The 26,437-nt window shown below is 69.2% G+C and carries 23 protein-coding genes; 21 read left to right on the top strand and 2 right to left on the bottom strand.

All coding sequences use genetic code 11. From position 1 onward, the window contains the following. The first annotated feature begins 20 nt into the window (after positions 1–20). The 9 genes from DZG09_RS02130 (at position 21) to DZG09_RS02090 (ending at position 10,092) form a co-directional block, all read left to right on the top strand. Positions 21–1,622 (top strand): ABC transporter substrate-binding protein, encoded by a 1,602-nt coding sequence (locus DZG09_RS02130; RefSeq protein WP_119696071.1) that lies wholly within the window; start codon positions 21–23, stop codon positions 1,620–1,622. A gap of 32 nt (positions 1,623–1,654) precedes the next feature. Continuing rightward, positions 1,655–2,713, top strand: a complete 1,059-nt coding sequence (locus tag DZG09_RS02125; RefSeq protein WP_119696070.1) for an ABC transporter permease — start codon at positions 1,655–1,657, stop codon at positions 2,711–2,713. Next, positions 2,710–3,669: an ABC transporter permease gene (locus tag DZG09_RS02120; protein ID WP_205529027.1), complete on the top strand. Its 960-nt coding sequence runs from the start codon at positions 2,710–2,712 to the stop codon at positions 3,667–3,669. Before DZG09_RS02125 ends, DZG09_RS02120 begins: the two co-directional genes overlap by 4 nt. Then, the gene (locus tag DZG09_RS02115) at positions 3,666–4,457 is read left to right on the top strand and encodes an ABC transporter ATP-binding protein (RefSeq protein ID WP_119696069.1); all 792 of its coding nucleotides are present in this window, start codon (positions 3,666–3,668) and stop codon (positions 4,455–4,457) included. Before DZG09_RS02120 ends, DZG09_RS02115 begins: the two co-directional genes overlap by 4 nt. Next, positions 4,454–5,311: an ABC transporter ATP-binding protein gene (locus DZG09_RS02110; RefSeq protein WP_240423627.1), complete on the top strand. Its 858-nt coding sequence runs from the start codon at positions 4,454–4,456 to the stop codon at positions 5,309–5,311. Before DZG09_RS02115 ends, DZG09_RS02110 begins: the two co-directional genes overlap by 4 nt. Positions 5,312–5,421: 110 nt before the next feature. Further along, positions 5,422–6,543 (top strand): NAD(P)-dependent alcohol dehydrogenase, encoded by a 1,122-nt coding sequence (locus tag DZG09_RS02105; protein ID WP_119696068.1) that lies wholly within the window; start codon positions 5,422–5,424, stop codon positions 6,541–6,543. Positions 6,544–6,636: 93 nt separating this feature from the next. Continuing rightward, the gene (locus tag DZG09_RS02100) at positions 6,637–7,944 is read left to right on the top strand and encodes a GAF domain-containing protein (protein WP_119696067.1); all 1,308 of its coding nucleotides are present in this window, start codon (positions 6,637–6,639) and stop codon (positions 7,942–7,944) included. Positions 7,945–8,065: 121 nt separating this feature from the next. Further along, the gene (exaC, locus tag DZG09_RS02095) at positions 8,066–9,589 is read left to right on the top strand and encodes an acetaldehyde dehydrogenase ExaC (RefSeq protein WP_119696066.1); all 1,524 of its coding nucleotides are present in this window, start codon (positions 8,066–8,068) and stop codon (positions 9,587–9,589) included. A 95-nt stretch (positions 9,590–9,684) separates the two neighbouring features. Next, complete coding sequence (locus tag DZG09_RS02090; protein WP_119696065.1) at positions 9,685–10,092, top strand: DUF779 domain-containing protein; 408 nt, start codon at positions 9,685–9,687, stop codon at positions 10,090–10,092. Positions 10,093–10,120: 28 nt separating this feature from the next. Here DZG09_RS02090 and DZG09_RS02085 read toward each other — a convergent pair whose 3' ends face one another. Beyond that, a complete protein-coding gene (locus tag DZG09_RS02085; RefSeq protein ID WP_205529026.1) occupies positions 10,121–10,960 on the bottom strand; it encodes an IclR family transcriptional regulator in 840 nt (279 codons plus the stop codon). Positions 10,961–11,263: 303 nt separating this feature from the next. Here DZG09_RS02085 and DZG09_RS02080 point away from each other — a divergent pair, with 303 nt between their 5' ends. Further along, positions 11,264–12,118, top strand: coding sequence for an SDR family NAD(P)-dependent oxidoreductase (locus DZG09_RS02080; protein WP_119696064.1), 855 nt, complete (start codon positions 11,264–11,266; stop codon positions 12,116–12,118). Between the two features lie 138 nt (positions 12,119–12,256). Here DZG09_RS02080 and DZG09_RS02075 read toward each other — a convergent pair whose 3' ends face one another. Beyond that, on the bottom strand, positions 12,257–13,180 hold the full coding sequence (locus tag DZG09_RS02075; RefSeq protein WP_119696063.1) for an SDR family NAD(P)-dependent oxidoreductase: 924 nt from the start codon (positions 13,178–13,180) through the stop codon (positions 12,257–12,259). Positions 13,181–13,339: 159 nt separating this feature from the next. Between DZG09_RS02075 and DZG09_RS02070 the strand changes: the two genes are divergently transcribed. The 11 genes from DZG09_RS02070 (at position 13,340) to DZG09_RS02020 (ending at position 26,417) form a co-directional block, all read left to right on the top strand. After that, positions 13,340–14,497 carry an NDMA-dependent alcohol dehydrogenase gene (locus DZG09_RS02070; RefSeq protein WP_240423625.1) on the top strand — a complete coding sequence of 386 codons (1,158 nt, stop codon included), beginning with the start codon at positions 13,340–13,342 and terminating at the stop codon, positions 14,495–14,497. A gap of 12 nt (positions 14,498–14,509) precedes the next feature. Next, a complete protein-coding gene (locus tag DZG09_RS02065) occupies positions 14,510–15,997 on the top strand; it encodes an aldehyde dehydrogenase family protein (protein ID WP_119696062.1) in 1,488 nt (495 codons plus the stop codon). Positions 15,998–16,008: 11 nt separating this feature from the next. After that, positions 16,009–17,130, top strand: a complete 1,122-nt coding sequence (locus DZG09_RS02060) for an NDMA-dependent alcohol dehydrogenase (protein WP_119696061.1) — start codon at positions 16,009–16,011, stop codon at positions 17,128–17,130. Between the two features lie 18 nt (positions 17,131–17,148). Beyond that, entirely contained in the window at positions 17,149–17,685 is a 537-nt protein-coding gene (locus DZG09_RS02055; RefSeq protein ID WP_119696060.1) for a UGSC family (seleno)protein, read from the top strand. Next, positions 17,682–18,704 (top strand): hypothetical protein, encoded by a 1,023-nt coding sequence (locus tag DZG09_RS02050; protein ID WP_119696059.1) that lies wholly within the window; start codon positions 17,682–17,684, stop codon positions 18,702–18,704. The genes DZG09_RS02055 and DZG09_RS02050 overlap by 4 nt, the downstream gene beginning before the upstream one ends. 23 nt (positions 18,705–18,727) lie before the next feature. Then, positions 18,728–19,834: a zinc-dependent alcohol dehydrogenase gene (locus DZG09_RS02045; protein ID WP_119696058.1), complete on the top strand. Its 1,107-nt coding sequence runs from the start codon at positions 18,728–18,730 to the stop codon at positions 19,832–19,834. Between the two features lie 79 nt (positions 19,835–19,913). Continuing rightward, positions 19,914–20,918: an amidohydrolase family protein gene (locus DZG09_RS02040; RefSeq protein ID WP_119696057.1), complete on the top strand. Its 1,005-nt coding sequence runs from the start codon at positions 19,914–19,916 to the stop codon at positions 20,916–20,918. Positions 20,919–21,042: 124 nt separating this feature from the next. Beyond that, positions 21,043–22,824, top strand: coding sequence for an ABC transporter substrate-binding protein (locus DZG09_RS02035; protein WP_119696056.1), 1,782 nt, complete (start codon positions 21,043–21,045; stop codon positions 22,822–22,824). Then, on the top strand, positions 22,821–23,852 hold the full coding sequence (locus tag DZG09_RS02030) for an ABC transporter permease (RefSeq protein WP_205529025.1): 1,032 nt from the start codon (positions 22,821–22,823) through the stop codon (positions 23,850–23,852). The genes DZG09_RS02035 and DZG09_RS02030 overlap by 4 nt, the downstream gene beginning before the upstream one ends. Then, positions 23,839–24,732, top strand: a complete 894-nt coding sequence (locus DZG09_RS02025; RefSeq protein ID WP_119696055.1) for an ABC transporter permease — start codon at positions 23,839–23,841, stop codon at positions 24,730–24,732. Before DZG09_RS02030 ends, DZG09_RS02025 begins: the two co-directional genes overlap by 14 nt. Further along, complete coding sequence (locus DZG09_RS02020) at positions 24,729–26,417, top strand: dipeptide ABC transporter ATP-binding protein (RefSeq protein ID WP_240423623.1); 1,689 nt, start codon at positions 24,729–24,731, stop codon at positions 26,415–26,417. Before DZG09_RS02025 ends, DZG09_RS02020 begins: the two co-directional genes overlap by 4 nt. The last annotated feature ends 20 nt before the right edge of the window (positions 26,418–26,437 follow it).

Below are 26,437 nucleotides of genomic sequence, written 5' to 3'. Positions count from 1 at the left end.
TTCGTCCCCAGGAGTCCCTCATGATCCCTCGCACGCTCCGGCTTCCCGCCGTCGCCCTCGGCACCGCCGCGGTCATCGCCCTTGCCGGATGCTCGGGCGGGAACTCCGCCGACGACTCGGGCGATGCCGGAGGCGAGGGCGGGGGATCGCTCGTCATCGACGCCGCGTTCTCGATCGAGACGGCTGACCCCGGTCACAGCTACGACCCCACGGGCAACATGATCGCGAAGGCCCTCTACGAGACGCTGGTGACCTTCGAGGGCGCCGACGTCGCGGACCCGCAGCCCGGGCTCGCGAGCTGGGAGCAGAACGACGACGCGACCGAGTTCGTCTTCACGCTGGATGAGGAGCGCACCTTCTCCGACGGCACCGAGGTCACCGCAGACGACGTCGTCTTCACGCTGCAGCGCATTCAGAGCCTGGAGGCGGCCAAGCCGCACTTCCTGCTCGAGGGCATGACGATCGAGAAGGTCGACGACAGCACGATCCGCTTCACGACCGAGACGCCCAGCCTGCAGCTGCCGGCGATCCTCGCCAACCCGGCTCTCGGCATCCTGAACCAGGAGGTCGTCGAGGAGAACGGCGGCGCGACGGACGGCTCCGACTCGGCTCAGGAGTTCCTCGACGGCGAATCGGCGGGGTCGGGCCCGTACGTTCTCGACACGCTCGATCTGACCTCGCAGGTCGTGCTGACGAAGAACCCCGACTACACGGGTGACGAGAACGTCGCATACGACCGCGTCGTCGTGCGCAACGTGACCGAGAGCGCCACCCAGCTGATCAATCTGCAGGGCGGTGACACCATGGCGGCGCTGGATCTCAACGGCGACCAGGTCAGCGGCCTGGGCGACGGCGACGGTCTGTCGGTGAACCCCGTGGCGTCCGCGCAGACGATCTTCCTGCTCTTCAACCAGAACGACGAGGTCGCCGGCGACATGGCGAACACCGACATCGCCGAGGCCGTGCGGTATGCGCTCGACTACGACGGTCTGCTCGAGCTCGCCGGCGAAGGCGCGCTCCAGGCGACAGGCGTCATCCCTCCGGGTTTCGAGGGCGCGCTCGACGCGGGCGTCGAGCAGGACCTCGACCGCGCGCAGGACGCCCTCGACGCCGCGGGCTACGAGGGGCAGACGCTGACGCTGCAGTATCCGAACGACTACCCGGTCGGCGGCGTCGAGTTCACGCCGCTCGCCGAGCGCATCCAGGCACAGCTGGGCGAAGCGGGCATCGACGTCGAGCTGGCGGGTCAGCCGTTCGCAACGGAGCTCGATCTGTACACCGGCGGCCAGGAAGGCTTCGGGCTGTGGTTCTGGGGCCCCGACTACGCGGACTCGGCGAACTTCCTGCCCTTCGGTCCGGGTCTCACCGTCGGTGAACGTGCCGGCTGGAGCGAAGACGCCGCGCCTGAGATCGCCGATCTCGCCACGGAAGCGAGCACGGCGACTGATCCGGATGAGCGGACCGCGGCCTTCACCGAGTTCACCGAGCGGATGCAGGAGGAGGGGCCGTTCGTGCCGCTCATCGTGCCGGGGAAGAACTTCGCAACGACCGATGAGATCACCGGCGCCGTGTACAACCCCGTGTGGGAGCTGAACATCGCCGAGATCCAGCCGGCGAGCTGAGGGCCCGGCTCATCCGGCCGCGCTCCGCATCGATGGCATCTGACACCCCCACGCGCAATCGCCCGGCGAGGTCGCCCCTCGCCGGGTACCTGCTCCGTCGTGCCGGAACGTCCGTCCTGCTTCTCATCGGCGTCACGGTCGTCACGTTCCTGCTGACCAACCTCGTTCCCGGCGATCCCGTCGCCGCCGCCCTCGGCGAGGGAGCATCGCAGAACGACGCCACTCGCGAGGCGTTCATCCGCGAGCACGGGCTCGATCAGCCGCTCGTCGTGCAGTACTTCCTCTACATGGCCAAGGTGTTCCAGGGCGACCTCGGTACGTCGCTCGTGACGGGGCAGCCGGTCGTGGAGGACCTCGCGACCGCCGTGCCGGCGACCATCGAGATCGCCGTGGCCGCCATCATCGTCAGCCTGGCGGTGAGCATCGTGCTCGGCACGCTCGCCGCGTATCGACGGGGTCTCGTCACCGACCAGATCGTGCGGGTCATCACGCTGATCGGACTGAGCGTTCCGACGTTCTGGCTCGCGCTGGTCAGCTTCTACGTCTTCTTCCTCCGATTGGGCATCGCTCCCGGTTCCGGTCGTGTCTCGCCCGACATCGTGCCGCCGCCGAACGTCACAGGATTCTTCACGGTCGATTACCTCCTGAACGGCGACGCTGTGGGCTTCTTCGATGCGGCGGCGCACATGGCGCTGCCCGTGCTGGTGCTGTCGCTGGTCACGATCGGGCTGCTGACCCGGTTCATCCGGACCTCGGTGCTGGAGGTGCTCGCGAGCGACTACGTGCGAACAGCGCGCGCGAAGGGTCTCAGCGGCGCCAGGGTCGTGCTCGACTACGTGCTGCGCGGGGCCGCGCTGCCCATCCTGACCGTCGTCGGCATCGCCTTCGGGGCGCTGCTGTCCGGCACCGTGCTGGTCGAGGCGGTGTTCGCGTGGCCGGGACTGGGCACCTACGCCTACGGCTCGGCGTCGAACCTCGACCTGCCCGGCGTGATGGGGGTCGGCCTCGTCGTCGGCGTCATCTACCTCGTGATCAACTTCGTCGTCGACGTGCTCTATGGCGTGCTCGACCCGAGAGTGAGACTCGCATGAGCCCGGATGCACGCAGGAACGGCACGACAGCCGCGAGCGCTCTCGAATCGGCGCGCCCCTGGTGGCGACCGCGCATGCGCCTGCCGCGCGCGTGGCGCACCCCGCTCGGCATCGTCGGCACCGTGCTCGCCCTCGCCTGGGTGGCCGTCGGCTTCACGGCGCAGTGGTGGGTGCCGCACGACCCGCTCGCCCAATCCCTGCCCCGACTGCAGGAGCCGGGCGGCGAGGCAGTGCTCGGCACCGACGGCAACGGCCGCGACATCTTCTCGCGGCTCATGTCCGGCGCGACCGTGACGCTTCCGCTCGCCCTCGCTCTCGTGGTCGCAGCGACCGTGATCGGGACGATCATCGGCGCCGTCGCCGGATACGTCGGCCGCTGGGTCGACGAGGCGCTGATGCGGCTGACGGATCTGTTCATGGCGTTCCCGACGGTCATCCTGGCGATGGTCGTGGCGGCATCGCTCGGGCCGTCGCTGTTCAACGCCGTGATCGCGGCTGTCGTCGTCTCATGGCCCCAGTACGCGCGCGTCGTCCGGAGCCTCGTGATCAGTCTGCGCACGCAGAACTACGTCGTCTCGGGCCGGCTGCTGGGATACTCGCCCCTGCGTACGCTCACCGTCGACATCCTGCCCAACATCGCCGGCCCCGTGATCGTGCTCGCAACGCTCGACGTCGGAGCGGCCATCCTGCTGCTGTCGGGCCTGTCCTTCCTCGGGCTCGGCGCGCAGCCGCCGACGCCGGAATGGGGCTCGATGATCTCCGCCGCGATGCAGAACTTCGACGCCTGGTGGCTCGGGGTGTTCCCCGGAATGGCCATCCTGACCGTCGTGATGGCGTTCAACTTCCTCGGCGATGCGCTGCGCGACGTGCTCGACCCGGCATCGGATGCCGTGCGCGCGGAGCCTGCGCAGGGGGCGGCCGCAGAAGACGAGCCGGCGAACGGAGCCGCGTCATGAGTGCGCTCAGCATCGCCGACCTGCACATCTCGATCGGGCGACCCCTCGTGCACGGCATCTCGCTGGAGCTGTCGGCGGGGCGCGTGCAGGGACTGGCCGGAGAGTCCGGGTCGGGCAAGACGCTCACCTCGCTCGCCGTGCTGGGCCTGCTGCCGCGGCAGGCGCAGGCCAGCGGATCGGTCCGACTGGGCGACACCGAACTGCTCGGCATGAAGCGGCGCGCTCTCAACCGGGTGCGCGGCAATCGCGTCGCTATGGTGTTCCAGGATCCGTCGTCCGCGCTGCACCCGCAGCTCACCGTCGGCCATCAGCTCACGGATCATGTGCGCACGCATCTCGGGTTCGACCGGAAGAAGGCCAGGGAGCATGCGGCCGAGCTGCTCGAGCGTGTGAGTGTGCCGGATGCGGAGGACGCGCTCACTCGCTATCCCCACCAGTTCTCCGGCGGCCAGCGCCAGCGCATCGCGATCGCCATCGCGCTGGCGTGCGACCCGGAGGTGCTGCTCGCCGACGAGCCGACCACGGCGCTCGACGTCACAGTGCAGGCGGGCATTCTGCGCCTGCTGCGCGATCTCGCCATCGAGCGCGAGCTCGCGGTGCTGCTGGTCACGCATGACCTCGGTGTGATGAGTGCGATCGCCGACGACGTCGCGGTGATGCGCGGCGGCCGCATCGTGGAGAGCTCATCGCGCGAAGAGCTGTTCGCGAACCCGCGGCACGAGTACACGCGGAGCCTGCTGGCCGCGCTGCCTGGCTCGCACATCGCCGACCATGGGGGTGCCGTGTGAGCGCCGAAGCCGCATCACCGCGTTCGACGGTGCTCGAAGCGCGCGACCTGGTCGTCCGCTATGGTCGGCGCATGCCGCTCACGGCCGTCGACGAGGTGTCATTCGACATCCACGAGGGCGAGACGGTCGCGCTGGTCGGGGAGAGCGGCAGCGGCAAGTCGAGCGTCGCCCGCGCGGTCGCCGGCATCGAGAAGCTCGCACAGGGCACCGCGGAGTTCGTCGGGTCCCCCGTGACTCCGCTCCGGCTGCGCCGGCGTCGCGCCGAGCTGACGGGCATTCAGATGGTGTTCCAGGATCCGTCGACATCGCTCAACCCCCGCCGCAGGATCGGCGGTCAGATCGCGGACGGGGCCTCCGCAGCGCGTGCGCGAGGTCTGGAGGGCTCGGATCCGCGGGAGTGGCTCGAGCGCGTCGGCCTCGACCCCGCTGCGGTCACCCGCTTCCCGCATGAGTTCTCCGGCGGGCAGAAGCAGCGCATCGCGATCGCCAGAGCGCTCGCCGCGAGGCCGAGGCTGCTGGTCGCCGACGAGCCGATCTCGGCACTCGACGCCTCGACGCAGACATCCGTCGCCGCGCTCATGCGCGATCTCGTCTCGGAGGCCGGAGCCGGGATGCTGTTCATCTCGCACGATCTCGCGGTGGTGCGCAGAATCGCCGACCGGACACTGGTGATGTACGGCGGTCGGGTCCTCGAAGCGGGTGGCACCGCGCGCGTGTGGGCCGACCCGCAGCACCCCTACACCCGGTCGCTGTTGGGCGCGATTCCCGAACCGGATGGCCTCGGCAGAATCCCGCTGGCGCCGTCGGCCGAGGAGCGCGCGTCGTGGTCGACGCACCCTCCCGTCATCGATTGAGAGGGTGCCCCTCCCGCCCACCGGTAGGGGCACTCCCGCGTCGCCCGACATCTGGGCTAACCTCCGGGCAGACCCGATGACGGGTCCGAGGCATTCTGAGGAGGAGCGGCATGAGCGATGCGGTGAACGGAACTCCGGTGCGGGCGGCGGTGTTCGAGAAGGTCGGTGAGCCCCTCGTCATTCGAGATCTGGTGCTCGAGGAGCCCCGTGCCAATGAGGTGCAGGTGCGGATGGTCGCCACCGGCGTCTGCCACACTGATGCGGTCGTGCGCGACGGGTGGATGCCGACGGAGCCGAACCTCGTGCTCGGGCATGAAGGTGCCGGCGTCGTGGAGAAGATCGGGCCGGGCGTCACGCACGTCGCCCCGGGCGACCACGTGGTGCTCACTGTGAACAGCTGCGGTGCGTGCCAGAACTGCTGGAGCGGGCATCCGGCCCACTGCACCGACCTCTTCATCCACAACTTCGCCGGCGGCCGTCCGGACGGGTCGACGGCCTTCGCCGACGCCGAGGGCAGCCCCGTGCGTTCGCACTTCTTCGGGCAGTCGTCGTTCGCCACGCTGACCAATGCGGCTTCGCGCAGTGTGGTGAAGATCCCGGATGACTTCCCGCTCGAGATCGCAGGTCCCCTCGGCTGCGGCGTGCAGACTGGCGCGGGCGCTGTGCTCAACGTTCTCCAGCCCCGACCGGGCGGCACCTTCGTGGTCTTCGGGGCGGGCGCCGTGGGTCTGTCAGCGCTGATGGCCGCCGTGGCGAACCGCGCAGGAACCGTCATCGCCGTCGACATGGTCGACTCGCGGCTCGAGCTGGCAACCGAGCTCGGCGCGACGCACGTGATCAACCCGAGTCGCGAGGACTCAGTCGCCCGCATCCACGAGATCACCGGCGGCGGCGTGCAGACCGCGCTCGACACCACGGGCAACGACCGCGTGTTCGCGCAGATGATCGACTCGCTCGCCGTCGCGGGCCATGCCGGTGCACTCGGCGCTGCCAAGGCCGAGGCAAAGGGCGTGATCGACCTGCCATCCGCCCTCGCCCGCGGCATCCGGCTCACGTGGATCGTCGAGGGCGACGCGATGCCGCAGACATTCATTCCGGAGCTGATCGCGCTGAACCGCGCCGGCCAGTTCCCCTTCGAACGGCTGGTGCGCTCCTACACGTTCGACGAGCTGACGACCGCGTTCGCCGACTCCGAATCCGGTGAGGTGCTCAAACCCGTCGTCACGTTCTGAGGCGGGAAACGGCCTGCCCGCCCCTCCTCCCGGAGCGGGCGGCACCGCCATAGACTGGTGCCCCACCTGTTCCCTCGATGAGGAAGGGACACCATGTCGTCGTGGCTCGTGCCCGCCAGCGGATCGATTGAACGTGAAGAGCTCGAGCGCGCGTACGGCGCGCTCCTGGCAGGTGACGATGCGGCGTCGGGGCTGGAGCGCGTGCGCCCCGTGGTGCGCGAGTCGTGGGCTCGCTCCGTCGATCGCAGGGTGCGTGCCGAGGGGCTGCCGGAGCTCGAACTGAGCGGCGACGCGCTCGAGGCCTACCGCGCGGGGCATCCGCTCTCGGCCACATTGTCGCTCATCCGGACCCTGCTGCTGCCGGGCGCGAGCGACGACGCCGGCGTGGTCGTGGCGGTCGGCGACGCTGCGGGCCGTCTGCTGTGGATCGAAGGCGACCGGACGCTGCGTACGCGGGTGAGCGACATGGGGTTCGTCGAAGGGGCGAACTGGTCGGAGGAGCGCGTCGGCACCGCAGCTCCCGGCACGGCCCTTGCACTGGGCCGGTCGGTGCAGGTGCGCGGAGCCGAGCATTTCAACCGGCACGTGCTGCCGTGGTCCTGCACCGCCGCGCCGGTGCGCGACCCGGAGACGGGGCGCCTGCTCGGCGTGATCGACGTCACCGGCGGGAACGAGGCCGCCAGTGCGCCCGCCCAGATGCTGGTGGACGCGACCGCACGAGCGGTTGAGGGAGAGCTGCTCGTCGCACGCCTGCGCGAGGGTCCCGCGGGGAGGAGAACCGGTGCGCGGGTGCCCTCGACGCTGTGCGCCACGCTGAGCGTGCTCGGGCGCGACCGTGCACTCCTGACCGTTCCGAGCGGCGGCGCAGAGCACAGCATCGAGCTCGGGCTGCGCCATGCCGAGATCGTGCTGATGCTCGCCACGCATCGTCAGGGGCTCACCGCGGAGCGCCTGGCGGAGCTCGTCTACGGCGACCCGGCAGCGGTCGCGACGCTGCGCCCCGAGATGGTGCGGCTGCGCCGGCTGCTGGCAGCATCGGCTCCCGATCTCGTGCCGGAGTCGCGCCCGTACCGGATCTCCGCCGTCGAGACCGACGCGCAGCAGATCCTCGCCCTGCTCGACCGAGGCGCCCACCGCGTCGCGCTCGCCGCCTTCCGCGGCGACGCGCTGCCCGACTCGGTCGCCCCCGGCGTCGAGGAGCTGCGCGAGCGCGTGCGCGCCTCGCTGCGCGAGACGCTGCTCGGCGAAGCCGGAGCCGACGTGCTGCTGACCTACCTCGACACCGACGTCGGTGCCGACGACGCCGACGCGATGCGGCAGGTTCTCCGGATGCTGCCGCCGCGCTCCCCGCGCCGCGCCGGGCTCGTCGCCAGGCTCGAGAACCTCGACCGCGACGCCTGAGTGCGCGGCGCTGGCCATCCGGCGCAATCCGGCGCAATCCGATGCAACCTGCGCAGCCGTAGCGTTGCGGTGTCCGACGCGGGTACGCCCCGCGAATGTCGCGCAGTCGAAGGAGACAGCCATGACCGTGTACACCCCGCCTGGACAGGACGGAGCCGTTGCGAGCTTCCGTTCGCGCTACGGCCACTTCATCGGGGGCGAGTTCGTCGACCCGGTGAAGGGCGAGTACTTCGAGAACATCACCCCCGTCACAGGGAAGCCGTTCACCGAGATCGGTCGAGGCACGCCTGAGGACATCGACCGTGCAGTCGACACGGCGTGGAAGGCGTTCGCGTCGTGGAAACGCACCAGCGCCGCCGAGCGCGCCGTGCTGCTGAACCGGATCGCCGACCGGATGGAGGAGAACCTCGAGAAGATCGCGGTCGCCGAATGCTGGGAGAACGGCAAGCCGGTGCGTGAGACGCTCGCCGCCGACATTCCGCTTGCCATCGACCACTTCCGCTACTTCGCGGGGGCGCTGCGCGCTCAGGAGGGCGGCATCAGTCAGCTCGACGAGGACACCGTTGCCTACCACTTCCACGAGCCGCTCGGCGTCGTGGGCCAGATCATCCCGTGGAACTTCCCGATCCTGATGGCCGTGTGGAAGCTGGCACCCGCGCTCGCCGCAGGCAACTGCGTGGTGCTCAAGCCTGCCGAGCAGACACCCGCATCGATCCTGTTCCTGTTCGACATCATCGGCGACCTGCTGCCGGCCGGCGTGGTGAACATCGTGAACGGCTTCGGCATCGAGGCCGGCGCTCCGCTCGCCTCGCATCCTCGCATCCGGAAGATCGCCTTCACCGGTGAGACCACCACCGGTCGTCTGATCATGCAGTACGCATCGCAGAACCTCATCCCCGTCACGCTCGAGCTCGGCGGCAAGAGCCCGAACGTCTTCTTCGAGGACGTCGCATCAGCCAGAGATGCGTATTACGAGAAGGCCATGGAGGGCTTCGCGATGTTCGCGCTCAATCAGGGCGAGGTCTGCACCTGCCCGTCGCGCGCGCTCATCCAGCGGTCGATCTACGACGACTTCCTCGGCGACGGGCTCGCCCGCGTCGGCAGGATCGTGCAGGGCGACCCGCTCGACACGGAAACGATGGTGGGCGCACAGGCCTCCAACGACCAGCTCGAGAAGATCCTGTCGTACATCGACATCGGCAGGGAGGAGGGCGCCAAGGTGCTCGCCGGCGGCGAGCGAGCCGACCTCGGCGGCGACCTCTCCGGCGGCTACTACGTCACGCCGACGGTGTTCGAGGGCTCGAACAGCATGCGCATCTTCCAGGAGGAGATCTTCGGCCCGGTGCTCTCGGTGGCCGCGTTCGACGACTACGACGATGCGATCGCGACGGCCAACGACACGCTCTACGGTCTCGGCGCCGGTGTGTGGAGCCGAAGCGCCGACACCTGCTACCGCGCGGGCCGGGCGATCGAGGCCGGCCGGGTGTGGACGAACACCTATCACCAGTACCCGGCGCATGCAGCGTTCGGCGGGTACAAGCAGTCGGGCATCGGCCGCGAGAACCACCGGATGATGCTCGACCACTATCAGCAGACCAAGAACCTCCTGGTCTCGTACGCGGAGGGGCCGATGGGCTTCTTCTGATCCGGATGACGACAGCGGGGCGGCCGCGGTCGCCCCGCTGTCGCTCCGGTCCGTATTGCGGGACGATGAGAGAGAACCAGCGAAGGAGGTGCGGGATGGCCGACCAGCTGAGCAGGGTCGCCGTGACCGACGAGGCCGCAGTGCTGCTGCGCACGCTCACCGAACAGCACGGGCCGCTGATGTTCCATCAGTCGGGCGGATGCTGCGACGGCTCTTCGCCGATGTGCTATCCGGTGGGGATGTTCGCCACCGGAACCGGCGACGTGCTGCTGGGTGAGATCGATGCGGGCATCGAACGCCCCATCGAGGTGTACATGTCGCGGGCGCAGTTCGAGTACTGGAAGTACACCCACCTGACGATCGATGTCGTCGCGGGGCGCGGCGGCGGGTTCAGCGTGGAGGCGCCGACGGGCAAGAGGTTCCTCATCCGCTCGCGGCTGCTCGACGAGGAGGAGCTGGAGCACTTCGGTCTTCTGCCATCCGGCGCGCACGCCGGGGCCTGAGTCCCCAGCGTCACACGTCAGGTCGCCGTCAGCTGCGCCCGCCTCCGAGCCGACGAGAGACGGCGCGGGCCGCCATCGACAGCGCGGGCAGCACCGACTCCGGCGGGCAGCTGCCGCGGCGGATCGTCGCGCCGATAGCCGAGACCACGCGGTCGGCTTGCCCGAAGATGGGAACCGCGATGGCGACCGCGCCCGTGGTGATCGCCTCGTCGACGATCGTGTACCCCGCGCCGCGGATGTCGCCGAGCCTGCGCCGCAGGTCGCCGCCGTCGGTGCACGTCTTCGCCGTGAACCGTCGCAGATCGCTGCCGAGCACCTTGTTCTGCACTTCGAGGGGCGCGTGCGCGAGAAGCACCTGCCCCGTCGCCGTGGCGTGCATGGGCCACCGCCCGCCGAACCTGGTCAGCACGGGTGCTCCGCGGCGCGAGCGCAGCGACTCGACGTAGACGATGTCCGTGCCGTCGCGGACGGACAGCATCACGTCAGCGGCGATCGCCGAGTGCAGGTCGCTGAGATACGGCAGCGCCACCGTGCGCAGGCGCAGCCCCTGCGGCTCGAGCGAGCCGAGCTCCAGCACGCGCAGCCCGATGGTGTACTTGCCGTCGTCGCGCCGGTCGAGAGCCCCCCATTCCTTGAGCTCTCCCACCAGCCGATGCGTCGTCGACAGGCTCAGCCCCGCTCGGCGAGAGATCTCGCTGAGGGTGAGCACGAGATGCTCCTGATCGAACACATCGAGCACCGACAGCACGCGCTGGGCCGCGGTCGGTCGCTCCACGTGCCGCGATCGTGCACGGGATTCGGACGGCCTCATGCCCATCGACATCGTCGGGTCGGAGACCTTCGGGGCGTCCAGGGTCATGGTCTTCATCGACCAGCCTCCTCAGCATGGGGAGCACGGCGGCGTGCTCCTGATTCAACATTACGGCACTGGGTGCCAGAAGCGGCGTGACGCACACGCTAGCGATCCCACGGCGAAGCCGCAATGCTCGTTCGCCGAACCCGCGCCGCGATCCGCAGAACCGCGCGGCACGAGCACGCCGCTGACTTCCGTCACGCGGAAGAACGTGGCACGTGCGAACCGCTGCGGCGGATATTTGCACGTGCGCCGCGGGGCAGGATGCCGCGGCGCGGCACTATCGGGAACGGCGACTGAGATGAGAGAGGTGACGGCATGGCGACCGACAACTGGGCGGCGCAGACGACGGCGGATGAGTTGGCGACGACCGACGGCATCCGGATGGACGGAAAGGTCGCCCTCGTAGCCGGCGGCGGACTGAGCGGGCCGCTCGGCGGCGTCGGCTTCTCCATCGCATGGCTCTGCGCCGCAGCCGGGGCTCGCGTGGCCGTCGTCGACCTCGACGGCGAGGCAGGGCGGCGAGCCGTCGATGCGATCCGCGAAGCGGGCGGCGAGGCCGAGTGGTTCCCCGCCGACGTCACCGACTCCGCCTCCGTCTCTGAGACGGTCGGCAGAGTCGTAGACCGGTTCGGAGGGCTCGACATCGTCGCCGACTCGATCGGCGGAGGCGGCGCAGTCCCCGCGTTCGACATCGACGACGACGAGTTCGACCGAGTGCTGCAGCTGAACTTCCTCTCGGCATGGCGTCTGATCAAGTTCGCCAGGCCCCATCTGCGTACCGGCGGATCGATCGTGACCGTCTCGTCCGGAGCCACGGAGGGCCGCGGCCCGACGATGCCGTACACGATCGCGAAGACCGCGCTCGAGAAGCTCACCGTGAGCGCCGCCTCCACGTTCGCGCCGGAGGGCATCCGGGTCAACGGCGTGCGCGTCGGCATGATCTGGGGAGCTTTCGCCGCCCGCGGCATGAGTGAGGAGCAGCGCGAACTGCGCAGGCAGAACGTCGCGCTGCAGACCGAGGGCAACGTGTGGGACATCGCCTCCGCGGCGTTCTTCCTGCTCAGCGACCGCGCCCGCTGGGTCTCCGGTCAGGTGCTCGCCGTCGACGGCGGCGGCTTCGCGATGAAGGCGGGCACCGGCGCGGCGGGTTCTGCGCCCGCGAAGAAGTAGGCGACCGGTAGGGCGGGTGACTCGGGCTCTGAGCCGCGGCAGAATCGTCGAGATGAGGCACGATCCGGCTGATCGTGCCGCGGTTCGGTGATTATGCCGCGGTTCGGGGCGGCGCTCGCCGCGACCTGCGCCGGGCGTTCAGGCGCCTCCGCGCACATCCACCCCGTACTGCGGTGACGGGCGTTCGCTCTCGGCGCGGTAGGCCGTGCTGTCGGTGAGGAAGGGGATGGCCCTGGCGCGGTCCTCGCTGATCGGCTCGTCGGGGAAGGCGTTCTCGATCGCGCGGTGGCGGTCGATCACCCCCGCCTTGAACTCCGGATGCGTGAGCAGGAACATGTCGCCGCGCAGCACGCCCTGCAGCACCCGCTCGCCCGCCTCGCGTGCAGACATGTACGGCTGCTCGCGATCGAAGCCGGGCCGCGAGAGATCGGGCGTCGGGTAGCCGGACTCGCCGTAGCGGGACGGCCTGCGTGCCGCGCCCGCGCCGATGTTGCTGTGCACGGGTCCAGGGCAGTACGCGGAGACGCCGATGCCGTCGCCTGCCAGCTCGATGCTCATCGATTCGCTGAGCGCGATGATCGCGGCCTTCGACATCGAGTAGAGCCCGGCCACGATCGGCATCAGCCCGCCCATCGACGCCGTGTTCACGATGTGGCCGCCCCGCCCGTGTGCGCGCATCTGCGGCAGGAACGCGAGGATGCCGTTGCCGACGCCCCGCACGTTCACGTCGACGATCCAGTCCCAGTCGGCGGCCGTCGCCGTTGCGACGGGGCCGGTCAGACCGAGGCCCGCGTTGTTGATCAGGATGTCGGCCCCGCCGCGGCGCTCGTCGATCTCGTCGGCGAGGCGCTGCATCGCGTCCCTGTCGGTCACGTCGACGCTCGCGAGCTCGACGGGCAGCCGCTCTGCCGCGAACTCCCGCTCCGTCTCGGCGAGATGCTCCTCCTTCCGCCCTGTGACGGTGACGAGTGCCCCTGCGCGCGCGAACGCGAGGGCGATTCCGCGGCCGATGCCGCTCGAGCCGCCGGTGACGACGACCACTTTGTTCTGCACATCCTTCATGAGGGCATCCGACCGCGTCTGCGACCGTCATCCCACTTCTCTTCCGTCCGGCAGAAGGGACGCGCCGGACGGAACGCGAGGGCTCCACCGTGGAACCAACACGCGATGGAGCGGCCCGGACGACGACGTCCGAAGCTCCCCAGGCCGAGGAGAGGTTCGATGAGCATCACTGCAGAGGCGCCGGCGACGGTCGCCGCAGAGCCGAAATCGATGACGACCCGCGCGGTCGTCTGCTACGAGGGCGGCCAGCCGTGGCAGCTCACGGAGCTCGAGCTCGACCCGCCCGGGCCCTACGAGGTCCGCGTGAAGATGATCGCGGCAGGCATGTGCCACTCGGACGACCACATCCAGAAGGGCGACGCCCCGATGCGGATGCCCGTCGTCGGCGGCCATGAGGGCGCGGGAATCGTCGAGTCGGTCGGCGCGGGCGTGACGCGTACCAAGGTCGGCGATCACGTGGTGTTCTCGTTCATCCCCGCATGCGGCAAGTGCCGCTACTGCTCCACCGGCAGGCAGAACCTCTGCGACGAGGGCAAGAACGCCGGCACGGGCCAGTTCCCCGACGGCACCTTCCGCTTCCACAAGGACGGCGTCGACTACGGGGGGCTCTGCGTGCTCGGCACCTTCTCCGAGTACACGGTCGTCTCCGAGCACTCCGTGATTCCGATTCCGGATGAGATCCCCTTCGAAGTCGCGTGCCTGACCGGGTGCGCAGTGCCGACCGGGTGGGGGACGGCCGTGCACGCGGCGGGCGTTCGCGCCGGCCAGACGGTCGTCATCTACGGCGCCGGCGGCGTCGGCAGCAATGCCGTGCAGGGCGCCGCGCTCGCCGGAGCCGAACGCGTGATCGTCGTCGACCCCGTCGAGTTCAAGCGCGAGATGGCGATGGTCTTCGGCGCCACTCACACCTTCGCCACCGCCGAGGAGGCTCAGGAGTTCATCGTCGGCATCACCTGGGGCAACCTCGCCGACCACGCCATCATCACGGTCAGCCAGCTGCACGACGAGGTGATCGCCAGCGCGATCCAAGCGGTCGGAAAGACCGGCCAGGTCACGATCACCGCGGTCGGCCCGGGGAAGATCAGCGAGAACCCCGGCGCACTGATCGGCTTCCAGCGCCGCATCCAGGGCGCGATATTCGGCGGCTGCAACCCCCTGTTCGACGTGCCCCGTCTGATCAGCCTCTACCAGTCGGGAAAGCTCAAGCTCGACGAGCTGGTCACGAACACCTACACCCTCGAGACCGTGAACGAGGGGTACCAGGACATGCTCGACGGCAAGAACATCCGCGGCGTCGTCAAGATCGCCGAGGCGTGAGAGAGGAACCCCATGACCATCATCGACACGGAGACCGTCGCCCCCTCCACGCTCGTCGTCGACGGCGCGCAGCTCATCGGCGGCGAGTGGCTGCCGTCGCACACCGGCCGCGCCATCGACGTCACCAACCCCGCGAACGGCGAGGTGATCGCACGCATCCCGCGCAGCGACGCGGAGGACGTCGAGCAGGCGGTGCAGGCGGGCGAGCGCGCGTTCCCCGCCTGGCGCGACATGAACGCCACCGCCCGAGGTCGGCTGCTGTTCCGCTGGGCCGACCTGATCGAGCAGCACAGCGCGGCTCTCGACAGCCTCGAATCCCAGGAGGTCGGCCGCCCCAGCTGGGGGCCGCCGCCGATGGCCGGCCAGCTGCGCTTCATCGCGGGCCAGGCCGACAAGGTCCAGGGCGTCTCGCTTCCGACCTACTCGCCCGATGTCGTCGGCTATACGCTGCGCGAGCCGTTCGGCGTCGTCGGCGGCGTCATCCCGTGGAACGCGCCGGGCCCGATGTTCGCCAGTGAGGTGGGCGCCGCGATCGCCGCTGGCAACACCATCGTGATGAAGCCGGCGGAGGACGCCCCTCTCACACCGCTCGCGCTGGCGAAGCTGTCGATCGAGGCGGGCATTCCGGCCGGCGTGATCAACGTCGTCACGGGCTACGGTGCTGAGGCGGGCGCCGCGATCCCGGCACATCCCCGCATCCGCCGGATGGGCTTCACGGGTTCGCCGCAGACCGGCCGCTCCATCATGGAGGCCTGCTCGCGCAACCTCACCCCACTCCACCTCGAGCTCGGCGGCAAGTCACCCCAGGTGGTCTTCCCCGATGCCGACCTCGACGTCGCCACCGCCGCGATCGCCACGGGCGTCACGCTCAACACCGGACAGATCTGCGCCGCTGGCACCCGCGTCGTCGTCGATCGCAGCATCCATTCCGAGGTCGTGGACAAGCTCGCGACCGCGATGGCGAAGGTCTCGGTCGGGCCGTGGCATCAGAAGGTGCAGATGGGGCCGCTCATCAACGGCAAGCAGCACGAGCGCGTCTGCGGCTACATCGACATCGGCAAGGAGCAGGGCGCGACGCTCGTCACCGGCGGCGGGCGCCCGTCCGGCGCCGACTTCGACGGAGGCTGGTTCGTCGAGCCGACGCTGTTCGACGATGTGACCCCCGATATGCGCATCGCACAGGAGGAGATCTTCGGTCCAGTGCTCTCGGTCATCCCGGTCGACGGCGAAGCCGAGGCGATCGAAGTCGCCAACGGGGTCGACTACGGCCTGGTCGCCTCTGTCTGGACGCGCGACGTCGGAACGGCGGTCCGGATGACCAGAGCGCTGCAGGCGGGCCAGGTCGGCGTGAACAACGCCCTCGGCGCCGGCGTCATCGGCGGGCCGTTCGGCGGCTACAAGAACAGCGGCTTCGGCCGCACCATGGGCGCCGACTCGGTCCTCGAGTGGACCCAGGTCAAGACCGTCTCGATGCGGGAAGCCCCGCTGCCCCGCTTCTGAGGAGAACCGATATGGCAACCATCACCACCACCGCTGCGGTCGCGCATCAGGCCCACACCGGCTGGGAGCTCACGCAGCTCCAGCTCGACGACCCGAAGGAGCACGAGGTCCGAATCAAGTTCGCCGCATCCGGTCTGTGCCATTCCGACGACCACATCACCCGCGGCGACGCCAAGGTCCGGATGCCCGTGGTCGGCGGGCACGAGGGCGCGGGCATCGTCGAGTCGGTCGGTGAGAACGTCACCCGCGTGAAGCCGGGCGACCGCGTCGTCTGCTCGTACATCCCGGCGTGCGGCGCCTGCCGACCGTGCTCGCTCGGGCACCAGAACATGTGCGTCAAGGGCCTCAACGCCGGAACGGGCATGTTCCTCGACGGCACGTTCCGCTTCCACAAGGACGGCGAGGACTACGGCGGGTTCTGCTCGCTCGGCACATTCTCGGAGTATGCGGTCGTCTCCGAATGGGCCGTCGTGCCGCTCGACGACGACATCCCGTTCGAGATCGCGTGCCTCGTCGGCTGCGGCGTGCCGACCGGATGGGGCTCCGCCGTGTACGCGGCGGGCGTGAAGCCGGGCGATACGGTCGTCGTCTTCGGTGCGGGCGGCGTCGGCAGCAACGCCGTGCAGGGCGCGCGGTACGCCGGTGCGAAGAATGTCGTGGTCGTCGATCCCGTGCAGTTCAAGCGCGACAGCGCGCTCGGCCTCGGCGCGACCGAGACCTTCGCGACCGCCGAGGAGGCGCACGAGTACGTCAACGCCGTGACCTGGGGCCAGCTGGCCGACCACTGCATCCTGACACCGGATGCCGTCACGGAGGAGATCGTCACGGCTGCCGTCCTGATGACGGGCAAGGGCGGCAAGACCACGATCACCGCGGTCGGCCACGCGGAGGAGAAGGCCGTGACGCTGCCCGGCGGCTTCCTGATCAGCTATCAGCGGCAGATCCGCGGCGCCCTGTTCGGCGACTGCAACCCGCTGTACGACATCCCGAAGCTGCTCGGTCTGTACCGCTCAGGCGACATCAAGATCAAGGAGCTCATCACGAACCGCTACTCGCTCGACGAGGTCAACAGGGCCTACGACGACCTGCATGCGGGCAAGAACATCCGCAGCGTCATCCTGCATGACGCGTGATCGAGGAGTGAACGCACGATGGTGAACCCGATTCTCGACCCCACAGGGCAGGTCAAGCAGAAGACCGAGGGCGGCCTCGCGCATCGGCGCCCGCTCGTCGGCGCCCGCATCGGGCTGCTCGACAACACCAAGCACAACGCCATGCTGTTCCTGCAGGAGGTGGGGCGCCTCCTCGTCGAGGAGGCCGGTGCCGAGCAGGTCACCATCGTCGAGACGAAGAAGAGCTTCTCCGTGCCCGTCGACGACGAGATCGTCGGGCGCTACCGGGGCGTCGCCGACGTCGTGGTGACGGGGATCGGCGACTGCGGCTCGTGCAGCGCGGCGGCGGTGGCCGACGGCATCAACTTCGAGAAGGCGGGGCTGCCTGCCGCCGTCGTGCTCACCGACGCGTTCACGACCACGGGTCGAACCATGGCGGGCGTGCAAGGCAACCCCGACTACGAGTGGATCACCACCGAGCACCCAGTCGCAGTGCTCGCCGAGGACGAGGTGCTCGAGAGGGCGAGGGCTCTGCTGCCGGAGATCGTGCGCACGCTCACGGAGGAGAGTCGGTGACCGCGCCGGACCCGGATGTCGCGCAGGAGGCGATCGAGTACGCCTACGAACAGGGCTGGTCGGACGGACTGCCCCTGGTGCCGGTGAGCGAGCCGCTGCTCGAGCGCTTCCTGGCGCAGACCGCACGGCAGCCGGATGAGGTCATCGGCCACATGCCGCAGGTCGATCGGGAGGTCACGGTGCGCACAGCGGCCGTCAACGCCGCCATGGCGGGGTGTCTCCCCGAGTACTTCCCCGTCGTGCTCGCCGCGTGGGAGGCGCTCATGCTGGAGCGCACCACGAAGGGCGGGGGCTGGCAGTCCACCTCAGGACCCGCGCCGCTGATCGTCGTGAACGGCGCTGTGCGGGAGCGGATCGGACTCAACTCGACGGGCGGTGTGTTCGGGCCGGGCTTCCGCGCGAACGCGACCATTCCGCGCGCGATCGGCCTGATCGTCCGGAACGCCTTCGGTGTGAAGCCCCATGAGCTCGAACAGTCGACCCAGGGAATCCCGGGCCGCTGGCAGATCTGCTTCGGTGAGAACGAGGAGGACAGCCCGTGGGGCCCGCTCGCAGGCGAGCGCGGCGTGGAGGGCGACGCCGTCACGACCGTGCTGCTGCGCACGAGCGAGTTCGTCGACAACCGGCACACGAAGGACGCCGAGCAGCTGCTCGGCGACTTCGCCGATTCGATCGGTCGCACGGGGCCATGGATCTTCGCCAACGCGCAGGTCGGGCTCGTGCTGTGTCCCGAGCACGCCGAGCGACTGGCTGACGGCGGTTTCGACCGGCAGGCGATCCGGACCTGGCTCGCCGAGCGCTCCGGTCGCACGGCCGGCCAGCTCGCCGCGGTCGGCAAGGCGCGCGGCGAAGGCGGGGTGCGCTCGGCGTCGCTCGTCGGCGACCCCGACGAGTTCCAGCCCACGATCTCCGATCCCGATTCGATGCTGATCGCCGTGGCGGGCGCTCGGACCGCAGGCATCTCGATGGTGGTGCGCTACTTCGCCGACTGGTCCGGCACGTCCGTGCCGGTCCGCTGATTCAGACACAAGGAGACGCAGAGATGGCAGAGATGGTTCGCGCCGCGGTGCAGACCGGCCCGCGGAAGATCGAGATGCGCGAGTTCGAGAAACCCAGAATCAGTGCCGACGACGGGCTGCTGCGCGTCGAGGCGAACGGCATCTGCGGCAGCGACGTCGAGATCTTCGCCGGTCACATCGGCGACCCGAACCGGTCGCCGTTCATTCCCGGGCACGAGCCGATGGGCATCGTCGAGGAGATCGGCGAACTCGCCGCAGAGCGGTGGGGCGTGCAGGTCGGCGACCGCGTCGCACTCGAGGTGATCGTGCCGTGCCGCGCGTGCAACGACTGCCTCACGGGGCGGTATCAGGCATGCAGGTTCCGCAAGTACGGTCACGGCGTGACCGACGTCGACGTCGCCCCACACCTGTGGGGCGGGTTCGCCGAGCGGATGTACCTCTCGCCGACATCGGTGATGCACCGCGTCTCCAACGACCTCACCCCGGAGGTCGCCGCCATGTACAACCCGCTCGGCGCCGGTGTGCGCTGGGCCGCCCAGCTCGGCGAGATCGGCCTGGGCGACACGGTCGTCATCCTCGGATCGGGCCAGCGGGGCATCTGCGCCGCCGCGGCGGCGAAGGCCGCGGGCGCCGGCACCGTCATCATCACTGGCCTCGAGACCGACGGACACAAGCTCGAGCTCGCGCGCGAATTCGGCGCCGACCACACCGTCGTCGTCGACGGCGCAGACGGCCGCGACATCGTCGACGCGGTGAAGCAGATCACGAACGGTGAGATGGCCGACGTCGCGCTCGACGTCACACCGATGGCGGCAGGTCCGGTCAGCGACGCGCTCCATGTCGTCCGGTTCGGCGGTCTCGTGGTGCTCGCCGGACTCAAGGGCGGCAGGGAGATCCCGCTCATCACCGACCACATCATCCAACGCGGTCTGCGTGTCAAAGGTGCGTTCGGCGTCGACGCCGACGCGAACAAGGCGGCCATCGCACTGCTCGAATCCGGAAGGTTCCCGTTCGCCGAGCTGCACACGCACACCTTCGGGCTCGATGAGGTCGGTCTCGCGATCGACACGCTCGCGGGCACCGCCGGAGACGGTTCCGCTGTGCACGTTTCGGTGCACCCGAACGGCTGAGCGGTCCGACACCGACCGCACCTGACGTCCATCCGGAGGCGACATCCGGAACACCCGCGACCGTGCCGAAGGAGCCACCGTGATCGTCGACGCCCACGCCCATTTCCTGCCGGGAGACTACCCATCAGGCGCCCCTGAGTGCTTCCCTCACATGGAGCCGATCGACGGGTCGGACAGCCGCCTGCTCGTCTTCGACAAGATGCGCTTCCCCGCCAAGAGCGTCTTCTTCGAGGCAGAGAAGCGCATCGAGGCCCAGGAGGCGTCAGGCACGAGCGTCGAGGTGATCAGCCCGATGCCGCCGCTGCTGCGGTACGACCTGCCGGATGTCGACGGCCTCGCGCTGGCGCAGCACGTGAACGACTTCGCCGCGACGATGCAGCAGTACGACCCGAACCGCCTGATCGCGCTCGGCATGGTGCCGATGCAGAACCCGGATGCCGCAGCAGGCGAGCTCACGGCGATCAAGGAGCGGGGGCTGGCGGGAGTCGAGATCGCGTCGAACATCCAGGGGCGTTCGATCGGCGACGAGTGCTTCCTGCCGTTCTTCCAGGAGGCGGAACGGCTCGACCTGGCCGTCTTCGTGCACGCGATGCCGTCGCCGACCGATCGGCTGCCCGCCAGTGCGATGGGCACCTTCGTCGTCGGGGTCGAGGGAATGTACGCGGCGGGTTCGCTGATCCTGGGCGGTACGGCCGCAGCCTGCCCGAACCTGCGCGTCTCGTTCAGCCACGCTGCAGGCGGCTTCGCGATGGCGCTGCCGCGCGCGAACTACTTCTGGGGCGGTTCGTGGAACGAGGAGCCGCGCGACCTCGAGCGCGCCGTGATGCCCGATGACGGCCCGAGCCCGATCGAGTACGCCAGACGCTTCTACTACGACTCGATGGTCTTCGACCGGCGCGCCATCCGGTATCTGGTCGATCTGCTCGGCGCCGACCGGCTGTTGGTCGGCAGCGATTTCCCCGCGATGCTGCGCGAGGACCCCATCACCCGCACTCTGCGCTCCACCGGCCTCGACGACGAGCAGTGGCGTCTGATCGCGGCCGAGAACGCCTACCGGTGGCTCGGGCTCGAACAGCCCGTCTGACCGCGCCCGGTCCCTCCCGCCTCATGGAAGAGGCGTGGCCTGCAGCTTCGGCAATCGGGAGACTTCCCACACAAGTCGCCTCGGGCTCTGCCCGCGGCACCCGAGCTCAAAGGAGAGCATCGAGATGGTCAGAACACGCACAGCACCTGTCAGGAGAGGGCGCGCCGTCGGCGTCCTCGCCCTCGCCGTCGGGGCGACGCTCGCGCTTGCCGCGTGCGTCGGCGACGGGGGAGGGACCGCCGACGGAAGCGGCGGGGGAAGCGGCGAACCGCAGGCGGGCGGTGATCTCACCGTGCTGCTCGATGCGGGCTTCTCCGGCGCCTGGGCGACCGGGCTCGACCCCGCGACCAGCAACTCCACCGGCGCGAACCTGCCGCAGAACGGCAGCATCTTCGGCGGCCTGTTCACGGTCGAGGCCGAGTCGGACGGCTCGAACGCGCAGCTCGTGCCGAACCAGGCCGAGAGCTATGAGTGGTCGGACGACGGCCTCAGCGTCACGATCACACTGCGCGACGGAATCGAGTTCAGCGACGGCACCCCGATGGATGCCGAAGCGGTGCTGTGGAACTGGATCAGGGTGATGAACTCCGGCTCTACCGGAGCACCCACGGTCGACTTCGACACGTCGATCGAACCGCAGGAGCACAGCGAGGACTTCATGGACAGCCTCTGGGCGGCGCTCCCGGACGACGTGGACAAGGACGACGTGATGGGCGACCTCGGAGCGTTCCAGACCGTCGACGACAAGACGCTCACGGTCTCGCTGAAGGCGGTGAACGGATCGTTCATGAACGCCTTCCCCGGTTCCGCGCTGAACCTGGTCGCCTCGCCGACCGCCTATGCCGAGATGGGCCCGCAGGAGTTCAGCGTCGCGCCGGTGGCCGCAGGACCCTTCACGGTGAAGGAGAACCGCCAGAACGAGCGGCTCGTGCTGGAGAAGAACGAGAACTACTTCAAGGACGGCCTGCCGTACCTCGACTCCCTCACCTTCCAGTCGATCACCGGCGAGCAGGTGCTCTACCAGACACTGACCTCCGGCCAGGCCGACGTCGTCGAGGGGATGAGCAGCACCACGATCATCAGCGAGGCCGAGAGCAACTCGAACCTCGAGGTGCACTTCGGGGTGCCGACGTCGCCGTACGTGGTCCAGCTCAACAGCCGCGCCGAGCCGTTCGACGAGAAGAAGGCGCGTGAGGCGATCTACTACGCCACCGACTTCGACGCCATCAACGAGGGGCTTTTCAAGGGGAACGGCGAGCCTTCCCAGTCGTTCACGGCATCCGGGGGTCTGTTCCATCAGCCGGAGGTCGAGGGGTATCGCGAGTACGACCTCGACAAGGCGAAGGAGATCGTCGACGAGCTCGGCGGCCTCGAGCTCGAACTCGGTACGACCGACACGGGTGTCGCCAAGGAGGTCGCAACGGCGCTGCAGACGCAGTGGCAGGAGGCCGGGATGGACGTCGACCTGGACGCGAAGCCCCTCGGCGACGTGATCACCAAGTTCACATCCGGGGAGTGGGAGTCGATGCTGCAGACGGCGGGCGCCTGGGACCCGTCGACCGGGATCGGCGTGCAGGTGCGCTTCGGGTCGACGTCGCCCTACAGCGGCACACCGCTGCCTGAGGGAGCCTCGAGCGCGAAGGACGCTCTCGACAAGGGTCTGCAGAGCCCGATCGACGAGCTCCTCGCCAAGTCGGTCGCAACGGTCGATGAGGACGAGCGCACCGCCGCCTACGCGGAGGTCGCGAAGATGATCTCGGATGAGGCCTACGGTCCGTTCGGAACGGCGTTCGCCCCGGCGCAGCTGATGCGCTCAGGCGTGCACGGCCCTGGACTCGACGAGCCCATCCCCGCGTTCGTCGTGAACACCGCCGTGCTCTACGACAGGGTGTGGGTTGAGCAGTGACCGCAGCACAAGCGCCAGCAGTGGCACCGGCTGAGGAGCGCTCAGGCCTCCTCAGCCGGGTCGCAGGCTCCCCCTTCGTGAGGCTGATCGTCAAACGCATCCTGGTGGCCGTTCCGATGCTCGTCGCGGTGAGCGTCCTGGTCTTCCTCCTCCTGGAGCTGATGCCCGGCGACCCCGCCCGCAATCAAGCGGGTATGGATGCCACAGAGGCGGAGGTCGAGGCGGTCCGCAGATCGCTCGGGCTCGACCAGCCGTGGTACGTGCGCTACTTCGGCTGGCTCGGAGCGGCGCTGACGGGCGACTTCGGCACCTCGTCCGTGAGCGGTCGGGCAGTCGTCGACCTGCTGGCCGAGCGCACACCGGTCACGGTGGAGCTCGTCGTGCTGGCGTTCGTCGTCTCGCTCGGCATCGCGATCCCGGTCGCCGTGCTCGCGGCCCGCAAGCCCGGCGGCTTCTTCGACCGTCTCGTCATGGTGATGGCGATGACGATCCTGGCCGTGCCGAACTTCGTGATGGCGCTGCTGCTCATCCTGGTGTTCGCCGTGGCGCTGCGGATGCTGCCGTCGATCGGTTTCGTGCCCTTCGGCGACGATCCCGTCGCGAACATCCGGAGCGTGATCATGCCGGTTCTGGCGCTGGCCGTGCCGTTGTCGTGCTTCTATGCAAGGTTCCTGCGCAGCGACCTCGTCGAGCAGCTGAACTCCGCCGACTACATCGACACCGCGCGCGCCAAGGGTGCGGGGCCGTGGAAGGTGCTGTGGGGCCACGCGTTCCGCAACTCTTCTTTCGGGCTGCTCACGATTGTCGGGCTGAACATCGGCGGGCTCGTCGGAGGCACGGTGATCATCGAGCAGATCTTCGCGATGCCCGGCCTCGGCGTGATGATGCTCGAGGGGGTCACCTCGCGCGACACCGCCGCCGTGCAGATGTGCGTCTTCATCTTCGCTGCCGTGGCGATCGCCGCCAACCTTGTCGTCGACGTGCTCTACGCCGTCCTGGACCCGAGGATCCGCTATGGCAATCACTGACACCGCCTCGACGCCGACGGCGACGCTGCTCACCCCGGCCACCCAGAGCGAGAGCAGCCTGCGCTGGGCCCGTCTGCGCCGGAAGCTCCTGGTCTGGGTCCCCGCCGGCGTCGTCGTCGCGCTCATCCTGGTCTGCTTCGTCGCCCCCGTGCTGTTCCCGGTGCCGAAGCCGGTCGGCGGCAGCGTGCTCGACAGCATGCTGCCGCCCGGAAGCGATGGGCACCCGCTCGGCACCGACGTGAACGGCAACGACGTGCTCTCGCGCGTCCTCTACGGCGGTCAGGCATCGCTGATCGTCGCGATCTCGGTCAACGCGATCGGCATCATCGTCGGCGGCTCGCTCGGCGCCCTGTCCGGCGCGCTCGGCGGCCGTGCCGACACGGTGATCATGCGCATTCTCGACGTGCTGATCGCGTTCCCGTCGCTCGTGCTGACGATCGCGATCGCGCAGGTGCTCGGTCCGAGCCTGGTGAACACCATCATCGCGATGTGCGCGTTCAGCATCCCGAGCATCGCGCGCGTGGCGCGTTCGGCCGCGCTGCGTGTGGTGAGCATGCCGTTCTTCCAGGCCGCGGAGCTGGCCGGCTCGTCGCGCTGGCGCATCCTTACGCGCCATGTCGCGCCGAACGTCGCCCCGCAGCTGCTGAACTTCGCGCTGCTCGGCATGGGCATCGTGATCGTCACGGAGGGTGCGCTGAGCTTCCTCGGCCTCGGCATTCCTGCTCCGGAACCCAGCTGGGGCAACATGATCTACGACGGCCAGCAGGCGCTCACCGGCGCGCCGCTGCTCGTGCTGTGGCCCAGCCTTGCGCTGCTGGTGACGGTGCTGTCGTTCAACCTGCTGGGTGAGAACCTGCGAGACGAGATGAGCGGACGATGATGTCTGACACAGAGCGACTGGTGGACGGGCCCGTCGGCACGGCCGTGGAGGAACCGGATGTGGTGCTCACGGCGGAGGGCCTGCAGGTCACCTTCCGGCGAGGCGGGAGGGTCGTGCACGCCGTCAAGGGCGTCGACTTCGAGGTGCGTCGGGGGCGGACGCTTGCGATCATCGGCGAATCCGGGTCAGGCAAGTCGGTCTCGGTGCGCGCGCTGATGGGGCTGCTCCCGCCGAGCGCGCAGATGTCCGGCTCGGCGCGGCTCGGGTCGACGCAGCTGCTCGGGCTCGCAGAGCCCGACATGCGCCGCATCAGGGGCAAGGAGATCGCGATGGTGTTCCAGAACCCCGCCACGTCGCTGAATCCGACGATGAGCATCGGCAAGCAGGTCGTCGAGGCCATCCGCATGCACAGCCGGATGGAGAAGAAGACCGCGAGGGACCGGGCGATCGAGCTGCTGACGCTGGTGCGGCTGAACGACCCGGAGATGCGTTTCGAGCAGTACCCGCACCAGCTCTCGGGCGGCATGCGCCAGCGCGTCGTGATCGCGATGGCGCTCGCCTCCGATCCGGCAGTGCTGATCGCCGACGAGGCCACGACCGCGCTGGACGTGACCACGCAGGCGAAGATCATGGACCTGCTGTGCGACCTGCAGGACCGGCTCGGCATGGCCATCATCCTGATCAGCCACGACCTGGCGCTCGCGGCGAGCTACGCCGACGATGTGATGGTGATGCGCCATGGAGCGGTCGTCGAGCACGTGCATCCCGACGAACTGTTCGACGAGGATCGCGAGCCGTACACGAAGGAGCTGCTCGGCGCGTTCTCGACTCTGCCGACAGAGCGCGGCGCGCCCGTGATCGAGGCGGGAGTCGAACCGCTTCTGCACGTGGAGGGTCTCGTGCAGGAGTTCGTCACGCGTGGTGCCGGCGGCGTGAAGACGGGCGTCGTGCGCGCGGTGGACGATGTGTCGTTCGACCTGGCGCCCGGCACCACGATGGGGATCGTCGGTGAGACCGGGTCGGGCAAGTCGACGATCGCACGCGCCGTGCTGCAGGTCGAGCGGGCGAAAGCGGGCACGGTGACGTTCCGCGGCCAGACGCTGACGGGGCTGAAGCGCCGCGCGATGCAGAAGGTGTACGGCGATCTGCAGATGATCTACCAGGACCCGTTCGGCTCGCTGAACCCGCGTTGGCGGGTTTCCGAGGTGATCGCGGAGCCGCTGCGCGGGCACACTGCGATGAACGAGAAGGCCAGGCGTTCGCGAGTGGACGAGCTGCTCGACCTCGTCGGTCTGCCTGCGGACGAGTACCGCTCGCGGCGGCCGCAGGAGCTCTCGGGCGGCCAGGCCCAGCGCGTCGCGATCGCGCGCGCGGTGTCGTTGGAGCCGTCGCTGATCATCTGCGACGAGGCCACCAGTGCGCTCGATGTGCTGATCCAGGCGCAGGTGCTCGACCTGCTGGTGCGGCTGCAGCGCGAACTCGGGCTGGCGTACCTGTTCATCGGACACGACCTCAACGTCGTCAGGTACGTCTCGGACACGATCGGCGTGATGCACCACGGCGAGATGGTCGAGTACGGACCGAGCGAGCAGATCTTCACCGACCCGCAGCACGAGTACACGCGCGAACTGCTCACCGCGATCCCGCGCGCCGATCCCTCGGCCCGGCGCGTGCGGAGGGGGTGAGCCGGAGGGCCGGCTCTGGT

The organism is Microbacterium halotolerans (genome assembly GCF_003569805.1).
Lineage (GTDB): Bacteria > Actinomycetota > Actinomycetes > Actinomycetales > Microbacteriaceae > Microbacterium > Microbacterium halotolerans.
This window is presented reverse-complemented; position numbering and strand designations above follow the sequence as displayed.